Here is a 22,226-nt window from a genome sequence, read left to right as displayed (position 1 = left end):
ATCAGCGCCGCCGCGCGCGCAACCGCGCCAAAAGACCAGAGGGCTCGGGGGAAGCACGAAGCGCCTCCAACTCCAAAAGCCGCGCACTCAGCCGCGTGATCTCATCCTCGCGCGCGGCCAGCGTTCCACGCAGCGTCTCGACCTGTTCCAGCAACAGCCGGTTCTGGGCGCGCAACGCGGCCATGCCCCGCGCAATATCATCCTCTGGATCGGTCACGGCCCCTCCGGAATACTGCCCTGCTTGGCGCGAATATGGGCAAGGTTCGGCCCCAACGCCTCGCGCGTCGAGATATTATCAAGGCCAAGACTGTCCACCACATGATGCCCGGTAATGACCGGCAGCGTGACCGGGTCCGACAGGGCGGTATACCGCAGGATCAGATCCCAATCCACCAGCCGCGTCAGGGCCGTATCAAACCCACCCAGCGTTTCGACCAGCGCACGCCGATGCACAAAACTGTTGAGGTCGATGAAATTCTCTTCGGTCAGTGCCACCCGGTCAAAACTCTGAAACAGCACATCGCTCCACCCCTGCGAAAGGTTGTGCCGACAAATCGCGGTATAGGCACTCTGCGCCCCCGGCACCGCCAGCAATCCGCCCACCGCATAGAGCAGGTGATCCGCCTCCCAGTAATTGTCACTGTCGAGATAGGCGATCACGTCGCCCTGCGCCCGCGCCAGCCCAGCATTGCGCGCCGCCGACACCCCCGCATTCTCCTGCCCAAGCAGGACAAGCCGCCCCGCCGCCACAGGCTCGGGAAACCGCTGTTGCAACAGCTCCAACGTGGCATCGCGGCTGCCGTCGTCGATCACGATCACCTCTTTGGGCGCGTAGGATTGCAAGAGGGCGGATGCCACCGCCGTCACAACCGTATGCGCTCGGTTCCAAGTTGGCAGGATCACGCTAACCTCCGGTCTCTGCTGCCCCAAAAGCGCCAGCGCCTCGGCGCGCGCCACCTCTTGCAGGTCGCGACAAGACCGGGGCGCGGGGCAGGTCTCGATCAGCGCCCCAAGAGTTTCCCCCCTTGATCCAACCATCGCGGCGCGCGCCCCTCCGCCGCCCCGCTTGAGAGGTAATGCGCGAGCGGATCAACCCCGGCCAAAGCCACATCCGGATTACTCGCCAGGTACTCCTCCGGCGAAAAAAGCGTGGCGCGCTGCGCCTCCGGCAGATCAGGCAGCACCTGCGCCAAAAGCAGGCCCAGCGCCCGCGCCCTGCCCGACAGCCTGTCGGCCTCTTCCGCTTTTTGCGCCGCGCGCAGGGTCAATAGCTCGAATTGCGCGGCCTGCGCCGCAATCCGGCCTTTCAACCCATCCTGCGCCATGCGCATCAGCAGCGCCCCCAGAAAATCCGCTAGGGGTGTCGCCCCCTCCTGCGCCTGCACCCATGCCTGCGCCGCCTGAAGCTGCGGCCCAAGTGCTACCGAAGCTGCCCCGGTCTCATCGGTCTGGGGCCGCTCCAGAAACCGGCTGAGGTCCGCCAACATCTCTGGCATGTCAGGGGGCGGCACGGGCATGACACAAGCCTTCTTTCCGGTCGGACATCAGTCCGGGGATTGCGGGTCAGGACCACGGCCCAAAGCGGGCGCAATCCTGTCCAAGGTTTAATGCGCCCCTTCCTGCGCTGCAATCTTTTCCCCCGGCTGGCCTCAGGCCGCCGCGCGAATGCCCCGTTCCTCGCGGCAGCCCTGCCACTCCAACCCGCTCCGATAGCGCTGCACGATCCGTCCCGCATCATCCAGCAACATCAGATGCAGCCACCGATTGTCAAACAGCGCACGCAGATCGGGATGCCGCGCCAGAATACCCGTCACCGCCTCCGCCGGGGCCGCAACACACACCGCCAGGCGCAGCGGTTCATGCATGAACTCCGCCCCGTCATGCACTGACTGCCACGGCAGCCCCACCCGCAGGGTGCCACCATTGCCCTCGACCACGCCAACCCCGCCGGTCACATTATGCAACAGCTTGTTGCCCGCGCCGAACACCTCGGGCGCGACCACCGATCCATAATATTGCAAGCTGATCCAGCTTGCGACAACGACCGGCGCGGTCAGGATCAACTCCAGCACGCCAAAGCCGTCGTCTTGCCGCCAGTCATAGTCGTGCAGAAACGCCCGCCCCCCCAACGGCTTGCCCCGCGTCCGGTCGCGCGGTGCCGCAACAAAGGCGTTGCACCCCGCCAGCCCCCATTCGGGCCGGGTTTCGGCCCAATCGGCGCTACGTGCGCCAATATCGCCCCCCTTGCCCGCACGCGGCAGGCGCAGCGCACGCTCCGTCCGCGCCAGTGCCCCCGCCTCTTGCAAAACCATCTGCGCGCGCTCCAACAGGGCCGGGATCACGGCACAACCGGGGTCTTGCGCATAGAGCGTCACCGCATCCGTGGTCGTATCATGCATCCCCGCGACAAAAACCGTATCATGGGGAATGTCGATCCCTTCCGCGATCAGCCCGGCACGCACCTCCGCCTCATTCAGCAGCCCCGCCAATAGCCGCGCATTGGCATCGCCGGGATAACCACCACAGGCCCCACAGTGCAACGCGCTGGCATGCGGGTTGTTCACCACACGCGCCCCATGCCCCACCAACAGCACCAGAGGCGCGAAATCCCCGGTCAGCGACATCGCCCGCAGAATGGCCGCAGCCGTGGCAATCCGCTCGGTCAGGGTAAATTCGGCACTGAACTGCGGCGCAGGGGGGATGTTGTGGCGCGGGGCCTGTCCCAAAGCATCCCGCAAGAGTTTGCCCAGATAGACCGGCCCGGTCGCCTCGACAAAGGCAAAGGACGACACCGCCGCCAGCTTGAACCGCCCCCAGGCCCGCGCCGCCCGCGCTCCGAACCGTGCGGCCTGATCGGCACCCGCCGCGCTCGGGGCTGTGGCCGTGCTCGACAGTTTCGGTGCCAGCAACACCGGCAACCGCGCCTCGATCACATCCGAAGCAAAATTGCGATGCCCATGCGCCAAGCCAAAGAACCCGGGAAAACCAAGGGTTTGAATGCCGGGATCCAGGCTTTCCAGCGCGCGCCGAAACACCTCGGACCGCACGTCGATACAGAACGCCGCCTGAAGCGTGGGGCGCGCCTGCACCTTCTCGGGCACCTCCGCCTCCAGCACCTCGGCCAAATCGCGCTGCGCCGCCCGCTCTGCGGCCTCTTGCAACACACACGCGGCCAGCTGCGCCGGTGTCGCGCATGCCGGCGTCGCATGGGTGGCGCGTATGTCCGCCCAGCGCGCCGCAATCTGATCGCCATATTGCGCGAAAAGCGCTGCTTCCCAAACCAGACGGATCGTCAAAAGGTCCGTCGTGATCGGCTCTGCCTGCCCGTCCATCTCGGCTTGCCACAACCGTTGCCGCGCCAGTTGCGACCAGCCCCCAAGCCCCAGCAAAAGCTGGTGAAAATAGCTCTTCGCCGCGCCCGCCTCCAAACCCAAGGCGTCGCAGGCCAGTGACAGCGCCACCCGCGCGCGTCCCGGCTGTGCTGCAACGCGCGCCGCAAACCCAGTCAAACCCGAGATTTCCGGCGTCAGGTCCCGGCTGGCAAAAATCTGCCAGCTTTCATAGGCCCCGCGCCCCGCCGTCACCTGCCAGAGCGCTTGACCCGCATCGAAATAACCTGCCGCCCACGCGCCAATGCGCGCCTCGATCAGGCCCGGCCAGTCCACGCCCGACACCTCCTGCGCCAGATGCGCGAGGGTGGGCAATGCCTCGGGCATCTCTTCCTCCGCCTCCGCCGCCGCCTTCAACGCAGCCACCGTCGCGGGCGCACCCGCAGGGGCCTCCGCCAGCGCCGCCTCAAGGTCAGCCGCAGTGATCCGCCCCTCGGCAATCCGCGCGCGATACCAGGCATTCGGCATCGTCACCCGCAGGCCCGCGATCCGGCCCAGCTTGGCCGATACCTGCGCCAAACTCTGCCCCGTGTGCCCAAGGAAGGGATTGACCGCAACGGTCGCCTCCAGCGGCCAGAGCGGCGGAATAACGCGGCTCACCTTCTCCGACAGGGCAATCAGTTCCAGATGGGGGCCGGTAAACCCGGCATGCGTCTCGCTCTTCATGATGCCGCTCCCTTGCGCGCCCGTGGCCGCGACCAGACCCGCAAAAGGCGGTCCTCGACGGCATTGATGTAAAATCCGTTGGTGATATGCACCCGCAGCCCCTGCGCCGCCGGATGATGCGCCCAGAGCGGCAGGGTCGATTGCGCCACCGCCACCGCGCCGAAACTGACCAGCGCCAACAGGATCAGCGCCCATTCCAGCGGCCCCGCCACAGGCGCAGGCGGCAAGACACCAGCGGTCAGCCATTCCGCACCCCGTTGCAGCGCAAGATACGCCACCGTCGCCAGCACCGACATCTGCGCCGTGCGCCGTGTCAGCGCGCGCGGGGCCGCATCCGCCAACCCCTGCGCCAAAAGATAGGCCACACCAAAGATCAGGATCGCGCCCAGCGCCACCGCCTGCGGCGATTTCGCGCCAAACCCGATCAGCGCGCCCGAGGCAAGATAAACCAGCCCATAAATCGTGATCGCCAACCCAAAGGCCCGCGCGACAGAGCGCAGCCCCGGCACCGCCACCGGCCCCGGCCGCCGCTGCGCCGCCACCCGCTCAATAGCGCCGCCCGCCGACAGGAACGCATGCGCCTTATACAGCGAATGCGCCACGATATGCAGCAGGGCGAGCGGAAAGAGCGCCAGACCACATTGCAGGATCATGAACCCCATCTGCGACACCGTGGACCACGCCAACGAGACCTTGACCGTCGGTTGCGTCAGCATCACCACCCCGCCAAAAAGCGCGGTAAACCCGCCGATCCCCACCAGCACCGCCAGCACCAGCGGCGACAACAGCAGGACATCGGCAAACCGGATCAACAAAAACCCGCCGCCATTCACCACCCCGGCATGCAGCAGGGCCGAAACCGGCGTGGGCGCCTCCATCACCTCGGTCAGCCAGCCGTGGCTCGGGAATTGCGCCGATTTCAGCAGCGCCGCCAGCGCCAAGAACCCCGCCGCCGCCGCTGCCAGCGCGCCGCCTTCACCCAACCGCGCGGCGCTCAGGATGCCCGCGATCTGCGTGGTTCCGTAGGCCGCAACCAGCAGCAGCGCCGCACCGATCAGCGCCGCATCCCCAAGCCGCGCAGTCACGAATTTCTTATAGGCCGCGCGCTGCGCCCCGATCCGATCGGGGTAAAACAGCAGCAAACGATGCAGACAGAGGCTGGTGGCAACCCACGCCCCCACGAACTGCACCACCGTGCCCGACAGCACAAGGATCTGCACCGCGGCCAGCGTCGCCAAAAGCCACAAGGCAAAGCGGGCCTGCCCCGCCTCGCCATCCAGATAGGTGCGCGCATACCGCGCAACGACCCAGCCGATAAAGGCCACCAGCATCAGCATCACGGCGCTGACCACATCCACCCGCACCGCGATCACATGGCCCAGCACGCCGGGCGCGGCCCCATCGCCCGCCCCTGTGACCATCAGGATCACCGGCATCGTCAGCGCCACTAGTAGCGCCACAAGGCCAGCCCCTTCCGCCAGCCACGCGGCGCGGCGCGGGGTAATAGTCCGCTGTGCAGGGATCAGCACTGCGGCAACGATCAGAACGACAGGCGCAAGCAGGGGCAAAAGATGGATCGGCATGTAACCTCCGGGGGCAAATGGCTCTCCCGGTGATAGGCAAAACCCGATCATAATAAAAATTCATTGTTCCAAACAAATCATTCTTCTAAACAGAACGATATGACCGAAATGAACTACAACCACCTGCGCTATTTCTGGGAGGTCGCCCGCGACGGCAACCTCACCCGCACCGCGGCCCGGCTCAACCTCTCGCAATCTGCCCTCTCGGTGCAGATCCGCAAGCTCGAGGATCGTCTGGGCCAGCCTGTGTTCGAGCGGCGCAATCGCCAATTGCACCTGACCGAGGCGGGGCGCATCACGCTCGACTATGCCGAAACCATCTTTGGCGCAGGGCAAGAGCTGATCGCGACGCTGCGCCAGACCGGTCATGCGCAACAAGTGCTGCGCGTGGGGGCACTCGCCACACTGTCGCGCAATTTCCAGATCGAATTCCTGCGCCCGCTCTTGGGCCAGCCTCAGATCGAACTTGTCCTGCGCTCCGGCACCTCTATCGAATTGCTCCAGGGGCTAGAGGCGCTCAGCCTCGATGTCGTGCTCACGAATGTGGCCCCCAGCGCCGATGCGCTCACCAGCTTCATCGTGCATCCCGTGGCGCAGCAGCCCGTCAGCGTGATCGGCACCCCCGCCCGGATCAAGGCCGCAGACAGCCTTGGCGCTTTGCTAAGCGCCAATCCGATCATCGTGCCCACGCTCGAATCTCCGGTGCGCGCCGGGTTTGACGCGCTCTGCGCGCGGCTCTCGATCCGCCCGGTGCTCGCCGCCGAAGTCGATGACATGGCCATGATGCGCCTCCTCGCGCGCGAGGATATCGGCCTTGCGGTGCTGCCCCCCATCGTGGTCAAGAACGAACTGGAATCAGGCCTCCTGCAAGAGGCCGCCCATAGCGTCGGCCTCACCGAACATTTCCACGCCGTCACCGCCAAACGCAGATTCCCCAACCCCCTCCTCGCGCAACTCTTCGACCGCGCGCTTTGAGGGCGGTGCTTACCTGTTTTCTTGAAAAGAAAACGAACCGGACCCTTTTAAAGGGTCCGGCGGCAATCCCCCACCCAAACCCTTGCCTGCCCCCCACAAAACCCCTAAAGCCAGCCCATGCTAGACGAGTCCGAAGAGATCCATCCGCTATTCCACGGCGCGCCCAGCAGCACCGAATTCAAAAAGCTGCGCAAACGGATCGTGCGCCATACCCGCGAAGCGATCGAGCAATATGGCATGATCGCGCCGGGCGGCAAATGGCTCGTGTGCCTCTCGGGTGGCAAGGATAGCTACACCCTGCTCGCCGTGCTCTACGAACTCAAATGGCGCGGCCTTTTGCCGATAGAGCTGTTGGCCTGCAATCTCGATCAGGGCCAGCCCGGTTTCCCGGCCACCGTCCTGCCGGATTTTCTCAGCCGTATGCAGGTGCCCCACCGCATCGAATATCAGGACACCTATTCCATCGTCATGGACAAGGTGCCTGCCGGGCGCACCTATTGCGCGCTCTGTTCACGCCTGCGCCGGGGCAATCTCTACCGCATCGCCCGCGAAGAGGGCTGCACAGCGGTCGTGCTCGGCCATCACCGCGATGACATTCTCGAAACCTTCTTCATGAACCTCTTTCACGGTGGGCGGCTTGCCACCATGCCGCCCAAGCTGGTGAACGAAGAGGGCGATTTGTTCCTCTACCGCCCGCTTGCGCATGTCGCCGAAGAGGATTGCGAGCGGTTCGCCCGCGCCATGAATTACCCGATCATCCCCTGTGACCTTTGCGGGTCTCAGGACGGGCTGCAACGCCAGCAGGTCAAACAAATCCTCGACAGCTGGGAAGCGCGCAGCCCCGGCCGCCGTCAGGTCATGTTCCGCGCGCTGATGAACGCGCGGCCCTCGCATCTGCTTGATCCGAAATTGTTCGATTTCGCGGGCCTGACCACCGAATCGATAAAATCCGACGCAAATCCCGAAGGCTTGCCCAAACTCCGTTAACCCCCACCGCGCTAGGCTCATCGCCAGATTGCGGGACAAGGGTTGATGGTCACAGCAGGGCAAGAACGGATTGCAGGGATTGCGGCACGGCTGCGCGCGCGCCATTGGCCGCAATCGCTGGCGCTGATCGCGGCGGCGGGTCTGGCAACCCACTGGTTCGGGCTTGCGGCCCTGCTCTTGGCGCTACCGCTCACCCTTCTGGCGCTTGCCCTATCGGACCGCCGCCAAACCCCGCCCCTGACGGATGAGGCCGCGCGCAGCGCGCCCCTGCGCGCCGCTATCGCCGATAGCCTCTCCAACACGCGGCAGGGGGGCACACGCACCGCCTGCCTGCTTCTTCAGATCGACGAATTCGAGACGCTGACGCATCGCCACGGCCTTGCCGCCGCCGACCGTGTGATCCTTCAAAGCCTTGAACGCCTCGCGCGCATGCTGCGGCCCGCGGATCAGCTTTTCGATCTTGGCGACGGGCGGCTTGGGGTGCTCTTGGCGCCCAAGCCCGGCCTCACGCTGGGCCCGCTTCTGGCCTTGGCCGAGCGGCTGCGCACGGCACTGGCAGAGCCTATCGCGCTCGATGCCACCACGCTGCATATCTCTGCCTCGCTGGGCCTTTGTCTTGATGCACAGGCCCCCGCGCGCACCGCCACAGCCCTTTACGACGCCTGCCAAACCGCCCTGCATGAGGCGCAGCGCCACGGGCCTGCGGCGATCCGCGCCTATGGCCGCGGCATGGCCGCACCTACGCCTCCGCCGCGCGCCCTTGCACAAGAGGTAACAACAGCCCTGCAAGAGGGGCGGCTAGTCACATGGTTCCAGCCGCAGATTTGCACCGATACCGGCCAAATCACCGGGTTCGAGGCGCTTGCACGTTGGCAGCACCCCACAGCAGGCTTGATCGCGCCAGCGGAATTCCTGCCGCTGCTCGCCGCCTCGGGCCGGATGGAGGTGCTGGGCGATGCCATGCTCGCCAATGCGCTCCGCGCCCTGCAAACATGGGATCACCTCGGCCTCGATATTCCCTGCGTCGGCCTCAACCTCTCTCCCGAGGAATTGCGCAATCCCACCCTGCCCGAGAAATTCGCCTGGGAGCTGGATCGCTGCGACCTGCCCGCCCATCGGCTGGTGATCGAAGTGCTGGAAACCGTGGTCGCCACCTCTGCCGACGATGTCATCACCCGCAATATCGCGGCACTGGCGCGCATGGGCTGCCCCATTGACCTTGACGATTACGGCACCGGCCACGCCTCGCTCGCCACGATCCGCCGCTTTGCCGTCCACCGGCTCAAGATCGACCGGTCCTATGTCACCGCCATTGACCGCGACCCGGACCAACAGCGCATGGTGGGGGCCATCCTGTCGATGGCTGACCGTCTCGGCCTCGCCACACTTGCCGAAGGAGTCGAAACAGCGGGCGAACTTGCCATGCTCGCGCAACCGGGCTGCGCCCATGTGCAGGGCTTTGGCATCGCCCGCCCCATGCCCCTCGCGGCAACGCCCGACTGGATCGCGGCGCATCGCGCCAAACTCGGCCCCTTGCCCCGGATCGCCCGCGCCAAGGGCTGAACCCTGCGATGAATCCCCGCGCCTTGGGGTAAAATCCCCGGAATCCCCTTGACCTTTGCCGCCGCACTCTGTTGAACCGCCCTGACATGTAATACAGGGATGGCCATCGGCGATGGATGATCAGAACAAGAACCTTATCTTGGCAACAGCACTTAGTTTCGTCGTGATTCTAGTGTGGTTCGTGATGTTCCCACCACCCGAACCCGCCCCGGTCGATCCCAACGCCGCCGTACCCACGGCAACCGAGAGCCTGCCCACCCCCTCGGCCACGGGCGGCGCCGAGGCGACCACCGCCACAACCGCAGCCCCCGTGGCAGAGCCGGACGCGCCGCGCCTTACCATCGACACGCCCAGCCTGAAGGGCACGATTTCCCTGCAAGGGGGCCGGATCGACGACATCTTCCTCAAGAATTACCGCGAAACCATCGACCCCGCGTCAGAGATCGTGCGCCTGATGGCCCCTGTCGGCAACGAAACACCCTATTACGCCCTTTATGGCTGGGCGCCCGGCGCTGGCCTGACCCCCGATCAAGTGCCCGGCGCGAACACGCTCTGGCAGGTCGAGAGCGGCGAAAAACTGACGACAAGCACGCCCGTCACCCTCTCGTGGGACAATGGCGCAGGCCTCATCTTCCGCCGCGAACTCAGCGTCGACGAGGATTTCATGTTCTCCGTCCGCCAGTCCGTCGAGAATACCGGGGCAACCGCCGTCAGCCTTGCCCCTTACGGTATCCTTGCCCGTCATGGCCGCCCCGCCGACCTCAAGAACTTCTTCATCCTCCACGAGGGGTTGATCATGATGGCGGATGGCACCCTGTCGGAAATCGACTATGACGATGTCGAGGAATACCCGTTCAACGCCCGCGAAGGTGCGCCCGCCGAAGTCACCCAAGTGACAGAGAATGGCTGGATCGGCTTTACGGATCACTACTGGATGACCACCCTCATCCCCGCAGCGGGCAGCTCGTTCAAGGCGGTGGCCAAGTTCGACCCGCAACGCGGCATCTATCAGACCGAAGCCGTGCAACCAACCCAAACGGTCGAGCCGGGCCAGACCGCAAGCGCCGAAACCCGCCTCTTTGCCGGGGCCAAGGAATGGGCGACGATCCGGCACTATCAGAACGAACAGGGCGTTGACCGCTTTCTCGATTCCATTGACTGGGGCTGGTTCTTCTTCCTGACCAAACCGATCTTTGCGGTGCTGCACTGGCTCAATGCCCTGATTGGCAACATGGGCTGGGCGATCATCGCGCTGACGCTGCTGATCAAGGCGCTGGTGCTGCCGTTGGCCTATAAATCCTACGTCTCCATGGCCAAGATGAAAGACCTCCAGCCGCAGATGGAGAAGATCAAAGAGACCGCTGGCGATGACCGCCAGAAACTCCAGAAAGAAATGATGGAGCTTTACAAGCGGGAAAAGGTCAATCCGGCGGCGGGCTGTCTGCCGATCCTGCTGCAAATTCCGATCTTCTTCTCGCTCTACAAGGTGATCTTCGTCACGCTCGAATTGCGCCATGCGCCTTGGGTGGGCTGGATCAAGGATCTCTCGGCTCCCGATCCTTCGTCGCTCTTCAACCTCTGGGGCGTGCTGCCTTGGGCCGCGCCGGAACCGGGCTCGATCATGGCGCTGATCTTCATCGGCATCCTGCCCTTGGCTTTGGGCATCTCGATGTGGTTGCAGCAGAAACTGAACCCGTCACCCACCGACCCCACGCAAAAGATGATCTTTGCCTGGATGCCTTGGGTCTTCATGTTCATGCTGGGCAGCTTTGCCTCTGGCCTCGTGATCTACTGGATCGCCAACAACGTGATCACCTTCTCGCAGCAATATATGATCATGCGCAGCCAAGGCTATAAACCGGATGTGTTCGGCAATATCACCTCGGGCTTCAAACGAGAGAAACCCGCGGCCGAATCCACGCCCAAAACAACACCCAAGAAAAAATGACAGAGGTTCGCGCCCTCTGGCGGCATCCGATCAAGAGCCACGGGCGCGAAGCGCTGAGCACCGTCACGCTGACCGCCGGGCAGGCCATGCCCGGCGACCGTCTTTGGGCAGTCGCCCTCGAAATCGCCCGGCTGACGGACGGCGAATGGGGGCCTTGCGTCAACTTTTCGCGCGGGTCCAAGACCGGCGCACTCATGGCGATCAATGCGCAGTTGGATGAGGCGGCTGAGACCGTCACCCTCACCCATCCCGACCGCCCCGATATGACCTTTCATCCCGATCACGACGGGCAGGCGTTTCTCGATTGGGTTCGCCCCCTGATGCCGCCCGAAGGCACGCAGCCCCTGCGCCTCTACCGGCTTGATGGGCGCGGCTATACCGATACCGACTACCCGTCGGTGAGCCTGCTCAACCTCGCCTCAAACGCAGACCTCGCAGACAAGATGGGGGCCGATGTGTCACCCCTACGCTGGCGCTGTAACATCCATCTCGACGGGCTTGCCCCTTGGGCCGAATTCGACCTCATCGGTAAAACTCTGCGCCTCGGGACCGCCGAAATGATCGTGCGTGAACCGATCCGCCGCTGCTTGGCCACCACCGCCAACCCCGCGACCGGCGCGCGCGACCTCGACACGCTGTCCGCCCTCAACAAGACCTGGGATCATCAGGATTTCGGCATTTACGCCGAGGTGATCACCGGCGGCACCATCGCCCTTGGCGACCAGCTTGAGGTGCTGTGATGCAACTGCGTTTTCCCATCGCGCCAGAGCCTGAGCACGAGATTTCCGAACAAGGCCGCAAGCTCTTTGCCGGGCCGGTTGATTTCGTCAAAGGCGTCGTCGCCATGTCAGGCCTGCCGCCCGCCGACAGGCTCGAGGTGTGCTTTGCCGGGCGCTCCAATGTCGGGAAATCCAGCCTGATCAACGCGCTCACAGGCCGCAAGGCGCTTGCACGCGCCTCCAACACCCCCGGCCGCACGCAGGAAATCAACTTCTTCGCATTGGGCGAGAGCCACTATCTCGTCGACCTTCCCGGTTATGGCTATGCCAATGCGCCGCTCGCCGTGGTGCAAAAATGGCAGGCGCTCTTGAAGCAATACCTGTCAGGTCGCCAAACCCTGCGCCGCGCCTTTGTGCTGGTCGATGCGCGCCACGGCATCAAAACCGTGGATGAAGAGATCATGTCGCTCCTCGACGCCTCCGCCGTGACCTTTCAATGCGTTCTGACCAAGACGGATAAGATCAACGCCGCCGACCGCGACCGCGTGCTGGATCAGGTGCGCGCCAAACTTGCCCCGCATCCGGCGGCCTATCCCGAGCTGATCCTCACCTCCAGTGAGAAATCCGAGGGGCTGGCCACCCTGCGCGCCACCATCGCCACGCTGGAATAAGGCGCGCCCCTAACTCGGTCACGCCCCGGGCCTGACCCGGGGCCTCTCCCGCGCCACACCCAACCCCTTCAAAATAGATCGGCCCGCGAACCCCTCCTGATCCGCGAGCCGCTCCTCCCTTTGCCAGACGCGCCTTACCGGCCGGCGTCCAGCACATCCTCCACCGTGCGCAGGCCGGTGCGTGGCGCCTGCACCAACACCGCCATATTGCCCGGCTTATGCTCGTTGCGCAGCATCTTGATATGCGCCTGCGGAATCTCTTCCCATGGGAACACCTCGGACATGCAGGGATCAAGCCGCCGCTCGACCATCAGCTTATTGGCCGCCGCCGCCTGCTTGAGATGCGCAAAGTGGCTGCCCTGCAAACGCTTTTGATGCATCCACATATAGCGCACGTCAAAGGTACAGTTGAAACCGCTCGTCCCGGCGCAGATCACCACCATGCCGCCCTTTTTACACACCAGCGATGACACCGGGAATGTCGCCTCGCCGGGATGCTCGAACACCATATCGACGCTTACACCCTTGCCGGTGATGTCCCAGATCGCCTTGCCAAACTTGCGCGCCTCTTTCAGCCACTCGTTATACTCCGGCGAATTCACCTTGGGCAATTGCCCCCAGCATTTGAAATCCTTGCGGTTGATAACGCCCTTGGCCCCCTGATCCAGCACGAATTGCCGCTTGCTCTCGTCCGAGATGACGCCAATCGCATTGGCCCCGGCGGTATTCGCCAGCTGGATCGCATAAGAGCCCAGACCGCCCGACGCGCCCCAGACCAGAACATTCTGACCGGGCTTGAGATCATGCGGCGCATGGCCGAACAGCATCCGATAGGCGGTGGCCAGCGTCAGCGTATAGCAGGCACTCTCTTCCCATGTCAGATGCTTGGGCCGCGGCATCAATTGCTGCGCCTGCACGCGGGTGAACTGCGCGAATGACCCGTCTCCGGTCTCATAGCCCCAGATGCGCTGCGTGGGCGAAAACATCGGATCGCCACCGTTGCAATCCTCATCGTCGCCGTCGTCCTGATTGCAGTGGATCACCACCTCATCGCCGACCTTCCAGCGCTTGACCTTGTCGCCCACCTTCCACACGATCCCAGAGGCGTCAGACCCCGCGATGTGATAATCCTGCCCGTGCACGTCAAAGGGGCTGATCGGCTGGCCCAGACCGGCCCAGACACCGTTGTAATTGACGCCCGCCGCCATCACCAGAACCAGAACCTCTTGGCTGTCGATATCCCAGACATCGACCACCTCTTTTTGAAACGACACGTCGGGTTCGCCATGCCGCTCACGGCGAATGGCCCAGGCGTACATCTTCTTGGGCACATAGCCCAAGGGCGGCATTTCCCCTACCTCATACAGGTCCTTTTCGGGGGCGTCGTAGGGCGCGATGCCCGTCTTGGTATCCAGGGCCATGGTCAACCTCCTGTCTCAGAATGCCGCAATGCAGAATCGTCCGTCTTGCCCTGAAATACAAACGGCTAAGTAATAATGCAATAGCATTTGGTGATTTTTTGTAATTTTATAACCGAGCGGATGCAGAAAATCCGCCTATCCCCTGCTGCGCCCGCAAAATAGATGGTCGATCGAGGCGGCATAATAGGCCACCACCGGCCGCTCTGCCTCGGTGATCACAAAGGCACCCTGCCGTTCTTCAATCATCCCGCGCTTGCGCAGCACCTGAATCCCGAACCGGGCCGCATATCCCAAATCCTTGCGCGGCAGATGCACATGCGCGCGCGGCACCGCGCCCAGCATCTCCGCCACCGCCGCATCAAGAGCGTCTCGCGTCAGTGGCCCCTCAGCCTGCATCAATGCCCGCGCCACCAAGGGCACCGGCAACACCGGCACTTCCGCCCCGATCCGCGCCATCAGGGCCCGCGCCAACCCCCTTAGCCCTGCCTCCGGATGGTCGCGCTCAAACTCCGCCAAAGACATCGGCGCACCAAAACTCACCGCCGCATAGCCATGCCGGTGATAGCGCCGCCGCAGCCGCAGCCACACCTGCCGGAGCACGAATCCCGCCACGACAGAAATCCGCGCCGGAAACCGCCGCCCGCCCGCTTCCGCTGCGGCCACCAACAACCGATCCTCGAAGACCCGGTCATAATTGATCGCCACCGGCACAAACACCACGTCGCGCCCATCGGGGCTGCGCTCTTCCACCATATATTTCAAGAGGCCCAGCTTGGGCGGCTGCAATCCCCCCGTCAGGCTCAGCCCGCCCTCAGGAAACATCGCCTGTGTCACGCCCCCATCCGTCGCCATCCCGACATAGCGCGCCAGCACCCGGCGATAAAGATCACCGCGCGATTTGCGCCGGATGAAATAGGCCCCCATCGCCTTGATAAGCCGGCTCAGCGGCCAGACCCGCGCCCATTCCCCCACCGCATAGCTCAGCGCCGACCGCTCTGCCGCCAGCCATGTCACCAGCACATAATCCATATTGCTGCGGTGGTTCATCACAAAAACCACCGTCGCTTCGCGGTCTACCGCCGCCAGCGCCTCTTCGTCGAAATGCCCCAACCGCACCCGATACAGCGACCGGCTCAGCCATTTCGCCAGCTTGATCGCAATGCCGAAATAGGCAGTGGCGGAAAAGCTTGGAACGATTTCACGCGCATAGCGCTTGGCCTGCTCAAACGCCACGTTTTCGGGGATGCCCTCGGCCTGTGCATGGGCGGCAATCGCCCGGCTCACTTCGGGATCATAGATCAACCGCTGGATCATGTCATAACGCCGTGCCAGCTTGAATGGCTCAATCGGGCGCTGCAACCGCGTGTTCAGCCGCGCCACCGCCCGCTCCAGCCTGCGCCGCAGAAACCATCGCACCGACGGAAAAAGAAAATGACTGGCAAAGGTGACGGCCGCAAACCCCACCAACAACACTAACGCCCAGAGCGGCATGTCCACGGTCTGTCCCATAGCGCCACCAAATCAGGGTTTTTGGTTTTGGTAAATGGCAACATCATCCTCGGGCTCGACCCGAGGACCTCCCCAAAAAACCTCCCACCCACATGCCGCAACGCAGCGAATTGACAGCGCAACCTTCTTGCCTATACCCTCCCTCGAAACGTAACAAAATTGCGCACCCTGATTCACGAGGCCCCGTATGTCGCAGCCGCAGCAAGACCGCCCCAAGGACAAGCCTTGGCTCATCCGCACCTATGCGGGCCATTCCACCGCCGCAAAATCCAACGCTCTCTACCGCGCCAATCTTGCCAAGGGGCAGACCGGCCTGTCGGTGGCCTTCGATCTGCCCACGCAAACGGGCTATGACAGCGATCATATCCTCAGCAAAGGCGAGGTGGGCAAGGTCGGCGTGCCCGTCTGCCACTTGGGCGACATGCGCGCGCTCTTCGCGGATATCCCGCTCGACCAGATGAACACCTCGATGACAATCAACGCCACCGCGCCGTGGCTTCTGGCACTCTATATCGCCGTGGCCGAGGAACAGGGCGCCGATGTCACCGCCCTGCAAGGCACGGTGCAGAACGATCTGATCAAGGAATATCTCAGCCGGGGCACCTATATCTGCCCGCCCGCACCCAGCCTGCGGATGATCGGCGATGTGGCCGAATACTGCTACACCAATGTGCCCAAATGGAACCCGATGAACGTCTGTTCCTACCATTTGCAAGAGGCAGGTGCCACGCCCGAGCAGGAACTGGCCTTTGCCCTCGCCACCGCCATCGCCGTGCTCGACGAATTGCGCCCCCGCGTGCCCGCCTCTGATTTCCCGGCGCTCGCGTCGCGGATTTCCTTCTTTGTCAACGCGGGCATCCGGTTCGTGACCGAAATGTGCAAGATGCGCGCCTTCGTTGATCTCTGGGATGAAATCCTGCGCGACCGCTACGGCGTGGACGATCCCAAACACCGCCGCTTCCGCTACGGCGTGCAGGTCAACTCCCTTGGCCTGACCGAGCAGCAGCCCGAGAATAACGTCTACCGCATCCTGATCGAGATGCTGGCCGTCACCCTCTCGAAACGCGCCCGCGCCCGCGCGGTGCAACTGCCCGCCTGGAACGAGGCATTGGGCCTGCCCCGCCCTTGGGATCAGCAATGGTCGATGCGGATGCAACAGATCCTTGCCTATGAAACCGACCTCTTGGAATTCGATGACCTCTTCGATGGCAACCCCGCTGTGGATGCCAAGGTCGAGGCGCTCAAGGATGGCGCACGGCACGAATTGGCCAATCTCGAGTCCATGGGCGGCGCGGTGTCGGCCATCGAATACATGAAGTCCCGTCTGGTCGAGTCGAACGCAGACCGCCTTGGCCGGATCGAGCGGAATGAGACCATCGTTGTCGGCGTCAACCGCTGGCAGGCGGGCGAACCCTCGCCATTGCAAACCGAGGATGGCGGCATCATGACCGTTGATCCAGCGGTCGAGGCCGAACAGGTCGCGCGGCTCAATGACTGGCGCGCCGCGCGCGACACTGCCGCCGTAACCTCCGCACTTGCCGCGTTGCGTGCCGCCGCCGCAGAGGGGCGCAATGTGATGGAGCCGTCAATTGCCTGCGCCCGCGCCGGCGTCACCACTGGCGAATGGGCCGCACAGATGCGCGCCGTCTTTGGCGAATATCGCGGACCAACCGGCGTGTCTGCCAGCCCCTCGAACCGGACCGAAGGGTTGGATGACATTCGCGCTGCCGTCAGCGCGGTTTCCGACCGGCTTGGCCGACGCCTCAAGTTTCTTGTGGGCAAACCCGGTCTTGATGGCCATTCCAACGGGGCGGAACAAATCGCCTGCCGCGCCCGCGATTGCGGCATGGATATCGGATACGAGGGCATCCGCCTCACCCCCGAACAAATCGTCAATGCCGCGCTCGAGGACCGCGCCCATGTCGTCGGCCTCTCGATCCTCTCAGGCAGCCATATGCCGCTGGTCGAGGATCTGATGGACCGTATGCGCGCGGCTGATCTGGGCGACGTGCCCGTGATCGTCGGCGGCATAATCCCCGAGGATGACGCCCGTCGCCTGCGCGAAATGGGCGTGGCACGGGTCTACACACCCAAGGATTTCGAGTTGAACAACATTATGATGGATATCGTCACGCTGGTCGATCCGCAGGCCGTGGCAGCGGAATGACCGCGGCCCTCACCATCCGCCAGGTAGAACCCGCCGATCGTCCCGCTTGGGGCGATCTCTGGCGCGCCTATCTCGATTTCTACGAAACCACCCTGCCAGAGCAGGTTTATGACACCACCTTTGCACGCCTCCTTTCGCCGGATCACCCCGATCAGAACGGTCTGATTGCGCTTCTGGCCGGTCGCCCGGTCGGGCTCGTGCATTATATCTACCACGCGCATAATTGGCGTGTGGAACAGGTCTGCTACCTTCAGGATCTCTACGCCGCCCCCGAAGCGCGCGGCCTTGGCGTGGGCCGCGCCCTGATCGAGGCGGTCTATGCCCGCGCCGATGCAGACGGCCGCCCAACGGTTTACTGGATGACGCAAGAGTTCAACACCACCGCGCGCCAACTTTACGATCGCATCGGCACCGTGACCCCATTCATCAAGTATAGCCGTTAACCGCTGATCCGCTCCGGCCCTGCAACCTTTCGGTGGCGCGGTCCGGGGCATCTCGCCTATGCTCGCAGGACGTGCCTTTCGTTTCATCCCCATAGGTCCGCCCATAGGCCCGCCATGACCGACCCGGCTAAATACCGTCGCCAGATCGAGATCCTCCGACACGCGGATGCCACCTCCGTGACGGAAATTCTCACGCGCTACGCGATCGTCATCGGCGCGGCGCTCCTTTTGTGGATCAGCACGGGGCAAACCCTCATGCTGATCTGGGGGTTTGTCTATACCGTGCTCAACGGGGTCTATATCTTCGTGCTGCGCGCACCCAATTTGCCCAAGACGCGCGGGGCCTATTGCGCGCTTTTTCTAGCGAGTATGATCATTTCCACGTGGTATGCGGCAATGACCATCTATCTCACCACCCTCGACAGCCGGGCTTATGAATTCATCGGCATTTGCGGGCTGATCGGCCTTGGCCTCTACAATCTCAGCCGCCACACCGATCTGACTTTTCTGGCGCTGTGGGATACGCTCTTGCTCACGCTCTGTGTCATAGGCATCGTTCTGGCCTTTGTCGCCAAGACCGAGACCCAAAGCCATCAGGTCGCCATCGTCTTTGCCGGGTTCGGCATCAATGCCTATTACATGATGACCTATCTCTCGATGATGCGCACCCGCGCGACCCTGCGCAGCGCCCAAGAGGCCGAGGTGCAATCGCAAAAGATGCGCGCGGTCGGTCAACTGACCAGCGGCATCGCCCATGACTTCAACAACATCCTGACCGTGATCCGGGGCAATCTCGATCTTGCGTCAGAACTGCCCAATCTGGCAGAGCGTGAACTCATGCTGGACGAGGCCCGCGCCGGCACAGACCGCGCCGCCCATCTTGTTCGACAGTTGCTGGCCTTCTCGCGCAAATCCCAAATGATGCGAAGCGATATCGCTCTTGGCCCCTTTCTCGAAGACTTCGCGGTTTCGCTGCGCCGCCTTTTGCCCGAAACGGTGCGCATCGCCCTCTCTGGCACGCTGCCAGACCTCAGCCTGCGCGCGGATCGTCAGCTGTTGGAAACCGCGCTCTTGAACTGCGCCATCAACGCGCGCGATGCGATGCACCCCGAAGGCGGAATTTTGCGGCTCTCGGCCGTGGTCGACACAGCCGCGCACGAGGTGGCAATCCTGATCGAGGATACCGGCCCCGGCGTGCCCCCCGCCATGATCGACCGCATCACAGAGCCTTTCTTTACCACCAAGCAGGTGGGCGAGGGCTCAGGTCTCGGGCTTTCGATGGTCAAGGGCTTTGCTGAACAATCCGGCGGGCGGCTTGAGTTGCGCAATCACCCCTCTCACGGGCTACAGGTCGCGCTGATCCTGCCACTGGTCTGAAACGGGACATTCCCCCGGCAATGCGCTCCCCATCGAAACCACACCCGTCCCGGGCTTGACCCGGGACCTCGCCAAGGCGGGATGGAGGCCCCGGCTCAGGGGCCGGGGCGATGTGGACCCGGTCGAACGCAACACGCCCCAAAATGCCGCACGACCTTACATAATCCCCTTACACACCTTACGAAGCTTACACGCTGCGCCATCCAAATCAAAAGGGCCGTCCCAACCGGGAACGGCCCTCTAGAAGTCGCGGAGGTGGGCCGGTTAGGCGCACCAATTCAGGTCGTTTTCACCTCGGGGCTGCCCTAGGCGATCACCTCCCAAACTGTTCCGACACCTCGCTCCAATCCCTCTATAGACACTGGACCACCTCCTCTCGCTTGTTGAACTTACCCACAGGTTGCCACAGATTTTGCGCTTGTCAAAACAAAATCATGTGGTGCCCGCAAAATTTCTCGCATCATGCTGATTTATTCGGCTTGTAAAACGGCGACGCACTGCCCCGGCAGATCCGCCATTGTCAATTCGCGCTTGGGCTTGGGCGCAGGCGCATTGGGATCAGGTGGCGGCGGATTGAGGATATTGCGCACCCACTGTTCCGCCTCTGCACAGCCATCCCCCGGCGGCATCGCCTCCTGCGTCACGCAACCCGTTGCTCCGCTTGGACAATTCAGCCTGACATGAAAATGATAATGATGCCCATACCACGGCCGCACCTTACGCAGCCACTCCCGATCACTGCCCTGTTCATCCTTGCACATCTGCGCCTTGGCCCCGGCGAAAATGAAAATCCGGGCTGTGCGCGGGTCCTTGGCAGCGGCTTTGACGATCTCGTGATGGGCGCGGGTCCACTGGCTGTTGGTATAGGCCCCGTTCGCCTTCTGCATTGAAATAGAAGAGATATTTTCTCTCTGCGCCACGCTGAGGTTTAGATTATCCGCCGGTCTTAGCCAGATATCGGCATCCAAACCCATCTGATGGCTGGCATGTCCCGTCAGCATCGGCCCACCCCGTGGTTGACTGATATCCCCCACATAGAGGCCGCTCCACCCCGGCTGCTGCGCCGCAACGAGCGACAATTTCTGAACCAGATCAATGGTTTCCGGGTGCCCCCAGTTGCGGTTGCGGCTCAGGCGCATGGCCTGCCACGTAGGCCCGCTCTCAGGCAGGGCCACGCCCCCTGCCAAACAGCCCTTGGCATAGCTGCCATAGGCCGCCGGGCTATGCTCGGACGCACCCCGCTGTGCACCAAAAAGTTGTTTGGCTTGAATACCTTGCATCGACGCAGGGATGCTTTGGCTGGACAAAACGCCGGTTGCTTCGGGTTCCGGTTTAGACTGCATACAGCCCGCAAGCCCAAGCAAAAGCGCCGTGACGGCTACGATCCGACCCATGTTTCCTTGTCCCCTTCCGCTTTGACCCAGCGTAGCAGAACAAGGCCGATTACAAAAAGCAAAATCACAGGCGACACCCCGATGCGCGCCGACCCGCTGAGTGTGGTCACAAGGCCAATAAGTGCCGGTGCCATGAACGCCGTCGCCCGCCCCGAAAGCCCATAAAGTCCAAAGTTTTCAGTGGGTAAGGCCGGATCAGTATGCCGCACCATCAGTGACCGGCTAGACGCTTGCAGCACCCCGCCAAAGCCGCCGATCAATACGCCACAGCCGAAAAAGATCATATCCGGCAGCGTGGATCCCTCCGCCAAGGGCACCCCGAAAATCTGGCTGCGATCCATACCCACTACAATGACGCAGACGCCGATCAAGGCCCAGATGGCGACCTTGATCACTGGCTTGGGCCCAAACCGCTTGTCCGCCTTGCCGCCCAACCAGCTAAACACCGCCCCGGCAATCGCCCCGATGATCCCAAACACCCCGACAGAGGTGATCGACCAGTTCAGCACCAGAATGGCATAGGTGCCGCCAAACCCGTACAATCCGTTAAGCGCGTCCCGGTAGAACATCGAAGATCCCAAATAGGTGCTCAGGCTCAACCGATGCCGCAAGCTCTTGATTGTCTTCATTAATGTTCCAAGCGCCACCGCCACGCCACCGCCATGCCCCCTTGGGCCCGTGTCCCTCACCCATAGGAAATAGGGCACCATGAAGACCACAAACCAGAGCGCCGTGAATGGCCCCACGGCCCGCGTCCCTTCGCGCAGCGTGGCATCCAGCCCAAGGATCGGATCAAGCCCGATCAGGGTCTTGCCGCTTCCTTGCTCAACAAACAGCGCCAGCACGATCAAGAGCGACAGAACCCCGCCCAGATACCCAAAGGCAAAACCCGACCCCGAGATATCCCCCACCTCCTCCGGCTTGCCGAGCGAGGGCAGTTGCGAATTGATGAAAATCAGCGCGTATTCCGCCCCGACAAAGCCGAACCCAAAGGCAATAAGCCCCCACCAAAGGTTTGATCCATCCGGCAACATGCCCCAAATCGCCGTGGCACCAACCACGTAAATCATTGAAAACACAATGATCCATGGCAATCGCCGCCCGGTGGTATCGGCAAAGGCCCCCATAAACGGTGCCCCCAACCCGATGATCAGCCCCGTCGCCGTCAGACACCAAGACCACATCGCCTGTGCTTGCGCATCGGCCACTTCTTCGGGCAGGCCCGTGCCGATGAAATATTCCGACGCGACCGAGGCGAAATAGGGGCCAAAGATAAAGGTGACGAGCAGCGTGTGATAGGGTTGGCTGGCCCAGTCAAAGAAATACCAACCCCAGATCCGCTTGCGTGGCGATACGCCTGTCATGCCCCAACCCCTTTGGTTTCAAAGGGATATGACAACCCTCACAGGCTTTG

Annotated in this window: 18 protein-coding genes; 9 read left to right on the top strand and 9 right to left on the bottom strand. The window is 63.0% G+C overall.

Annotated elements, in window-relative coordinates:
• Position 1: 1 nt before the first annotated feature.
• The 5 genes from ACLGGT_RS08260 to ACLGGT_RS08240 form a co-directional block, all read right to left on the bottom strand.
• Positions 2 to 217, bottom strand: coding sequence for a hypothetical protein (locus ACLGGT_RS08260; RefSeq protein ID WP_437195647.1), 216 nt, complete (start codon positions 215 to 217; stop codon positions 2 to 4).
• On the bottom strand, positions 214 to 1,038 hold the full coding sequence (locus ACLGGT_RS08255; RefSeq protein ID WP_437195645.1) for a glycosyltransferase family 2 protein: 825 nt from the start codon (positions 1,036 to 1,038) through the stop codon (positions 214 to 216). The genes ACLGGT_RS08260 and ACLGGT_RS08255 overlap by 4 nt, the downstream gene beginning before the upstream one ends.
• Positions 1,002 to 1,517, bottom strand: coding sequence for a hypothetical protein (locus ACLGGT_RS08250; RefSeq protein WP_437195643.1), 516 nt, complete (start codon positions 1,515 to 1,517; stop codon positions 1,002 to 1,004). The genes ACLGGT_RS08255 and ACLGGT_RS08250 overlap by 37 nt, the downstream gene beginning before the upstream one ends.
• Positions 1,518 to 1,649: 132 nt before the next feature.
• On the bottom strand, positions 1,650 to 4,055 hold the full coding sequence (locus ACLGGT_RS08245; protein ID WP_437195642.1) for a YbcC family protein: 2,406 nt from the start codon (positions 4,053 to 4,055) through the stop codon (positions 1,650 to 1,652).
• Positions 4,052 to 5,638, bottom strand: a complete 1,587-nt coding sequence (locus tag ACLGGT_RS08240; RefSeq protein ID WP_437195641.1) for an NADH-quinone oxidoreductase subunit L — start codon at positions 5,636 to 5,638, stop codon at positions 4,052 to 4,054. Before ACLGGT_RS08240 ends, ACLGGT_RS08245 begins: the two co-directional genes overlap by 4 nt.
• Before the next feature lie 99 nt (positions 5,639 to 5,737).
• Between ACLGGT_RS08240 and ACLGGT_RS08235 the strand changes: the two genes are divergently transcribed.
• From ACLGGT_RS08235 to yihA, 6 genes are all read left to right on the top strand, one after another.
• The gene (locus tag ACLGGT_RS08235; RefSeq protein WP_437195639.1) at positions 5,738 to 6,613 is read left to right on the top strand and encodes a LysR family transcriptional regulator; all 876 of its coding nucleotides are present in this window, start codon (positions 5,738 to 5,740) and stop codon (positions 6,611 to 6,613) included.
• 117 nt (positions 6,614 to 6,730) lie between these two features.
• On the top strand, positions 6,731 to 7,600 hold the full coding sequence (gene ttcA / locus ACLGGT_RS08230) for a tRNA 2-thiocytidine(32) synthetase TtcA (RefSeq protein ID WP_437195637.1): 870 nt from the start codon (positions 6,731 to 6,733) through the stop codon (positions 7,598 to 7,600).
• Positions 7,601 to 7,645: 45 nt separating this feature from the next.
• Complete coding sequence (locus ACLGGT_RS08225) at positions 7,646 to 9,163, top strand: putative bifunctional diguanylate cyclase/phosphodiesterase (protein ID WP_437195635.1); 1,518 nt, start codon at positions 7,646 to 7,648, stop codon at positions 9,161 to 9,163.
• 112 nt (positions 9,164 to 9,275) lie between these two features.
• Entirely contained in the window at positions 9,276 to 11,111 is a 1,836-nt protein-coding gene (gene yidC, locus ACLGGT_RS08220) for a membrane protein insertase YidC (protein WP_008281347.1), read from the top strand.
• On the top strand, positions 11,108 to 11,851 hold the full coding sequence (locus tag ACLGGT_RS08215) for an MOSC domain-containing protein (protein ID WP_437195633.1): 744 nt from the start codon (positions 11,108 to 11,110) through the stop codon (positions 11,849 to 11,851). The genes yidC and ACLGGT_RS08215 overlap by 4 nt, the downstream gene beginning before the upstream one ends.
• On the top strand, positions 11,851 to 12,501 hold the full coding sequence (yihA, locus tag ACLGGT_RS08210) for a ribosome biogenesis GTP-binding protein YihA/YsxC (RefSeq protein WP_008281345.1): 651 nt from the start codon (positions 11,851 to 11,853) through the stop codon (positions 12,499 to 12,501). The genes ACLGGT_RS08215 and yihA overlap by 1 nt, the downstream gene beginning before the upstream one ends.
• Before the next feature lie 134 nt (positions 12,502 to 12,635).
• On the opposite strand, the gene ccrA is transcribed toward yihA, so the two are convergent.
• The gene (ccrA, locus tag ACLGGT_RS08205) at positions 12,636 to 13,922 is read right to left on the bottom strand and encodes a crotonyl-CoA carboxylase/reductase (RefSeq protein WP_151977766.1); all 1,287 of its coding nucleotides are present in this window, start codon (positions 13,920 to 13,922) and stop codon (positions 12,636 to 12,638) included.
• 135 nt (positions 13,923 to 14,057) lie between these two features.
• A complete protein-coding gene (locus ACLGGT_RS08200; RefSeq protein WP_219434778.1) occupies positions 14,058 to 15,431 on the bottom strand; it encodes a 1-acyl-sn-glycerol-3-phosphate acyltransferase in 1,374 nt (457 codons plus the stop codon).
• A 187-nt stretch (positions 15,432 to 15,618) separates the two neighbouring features.
• Here ACLGGT_RS08200 and ACLGGT_RS08195 point away from each other — a divergent pair, with 187 nt between their 5' ends.
• The 3 genes from ACLGGT_RS08195 to ACLGGT_RS08185 all read left to right on the top strand — a co-directional run bounded on the left by ACLGGT_RS08195 (position 15,619) and on the right by ACLGGT_RS08185 (position 19,418).
• Complete coding sequence (locus ACLGGT_RS08195; protein WP_437195629.1) at positions 15,619 to 17,598, top strand: methylmalonyl-CoA mutase family protein; 1,980 nt, start codon at positions 15,619 to 15,621, stop codon at positions 17,596 to 17,598.
• The gene (locus ACLGGT_RS08190; protein WP_437195628.1) at positions 17,595 to 18,041 is read left to right on the top strand and encodes an N-acetyltransferase family protein; all 447 of its coding nucleotides are present in this window, start codon (positions 17,595 to 17,597) and stop codon (positions 18,039 to 18,041) included. The genes ACLGGT_RS08195 and ACLGGT_RS08190 overlap by 4 nt, the downstream gene beginning before the upstream one ends.
• Before the next feature lie 114 nt (positions 18,042 to 18,155).
• On the top strand, positions 18,156 to 19,418 hold the full coding sequence (locus ACLGGT_RS08185) for a sensor histidine kinase (RefSeq protein ID WP_437195626.1): 1,263 nt from the start codon (positions 18,156 to 18,158) through the stop codon (positions 19,416 to 19,418).
• 470 nt (positions 19,419 to 19,888) lie between these two features.
• Here ACLGGT_RS08185 and mepA read toward each other — a convergent pair whose 3' ends face one another.
• Entirely contained in the window at positions 19,889 to 20,812 is a 924-nt protein-coding gene (gene mepA / locus ACLGGT_RS08180) for a penicillin-insensitive murein endopeptidase (RefSeq protein ID WP_081507125.1), read from the bottom strand.
• Positions 20,797 to 22,176, bottom strand: coding sequence for an MFS transporter (locus ACLGGT_RS08175; protein WP_422003359.1), 1,380 nt, complete (start codon positions 22,174 to 22,176; stop codon positions 20,797 to 20,799). The genes mepA and ACLGGT_RS08175 overlap by 16 nt, the downstream gene beginning before the upstream one ends.
• Between the last annotated feature and the right edge of the window lie 50 nt (positions 22,177 to 22,226).

The organism is Roseovarius sp. MS2 (genome assembly GCF_051447875.1).
In the GTDB taxonomy this organism is placed as follows: domain Bacteria; phylum Pseudomonadota; class Alphaproteobacteria; order Rhodobacterales; family Rhodobacteraceae; genus Roseovarius; species Roseovarius mucosus_A.
Note: the sequence above shows the minus strand (reverse complement) of the source record. Positions and strands in the feature narration are given on the sequence as shown.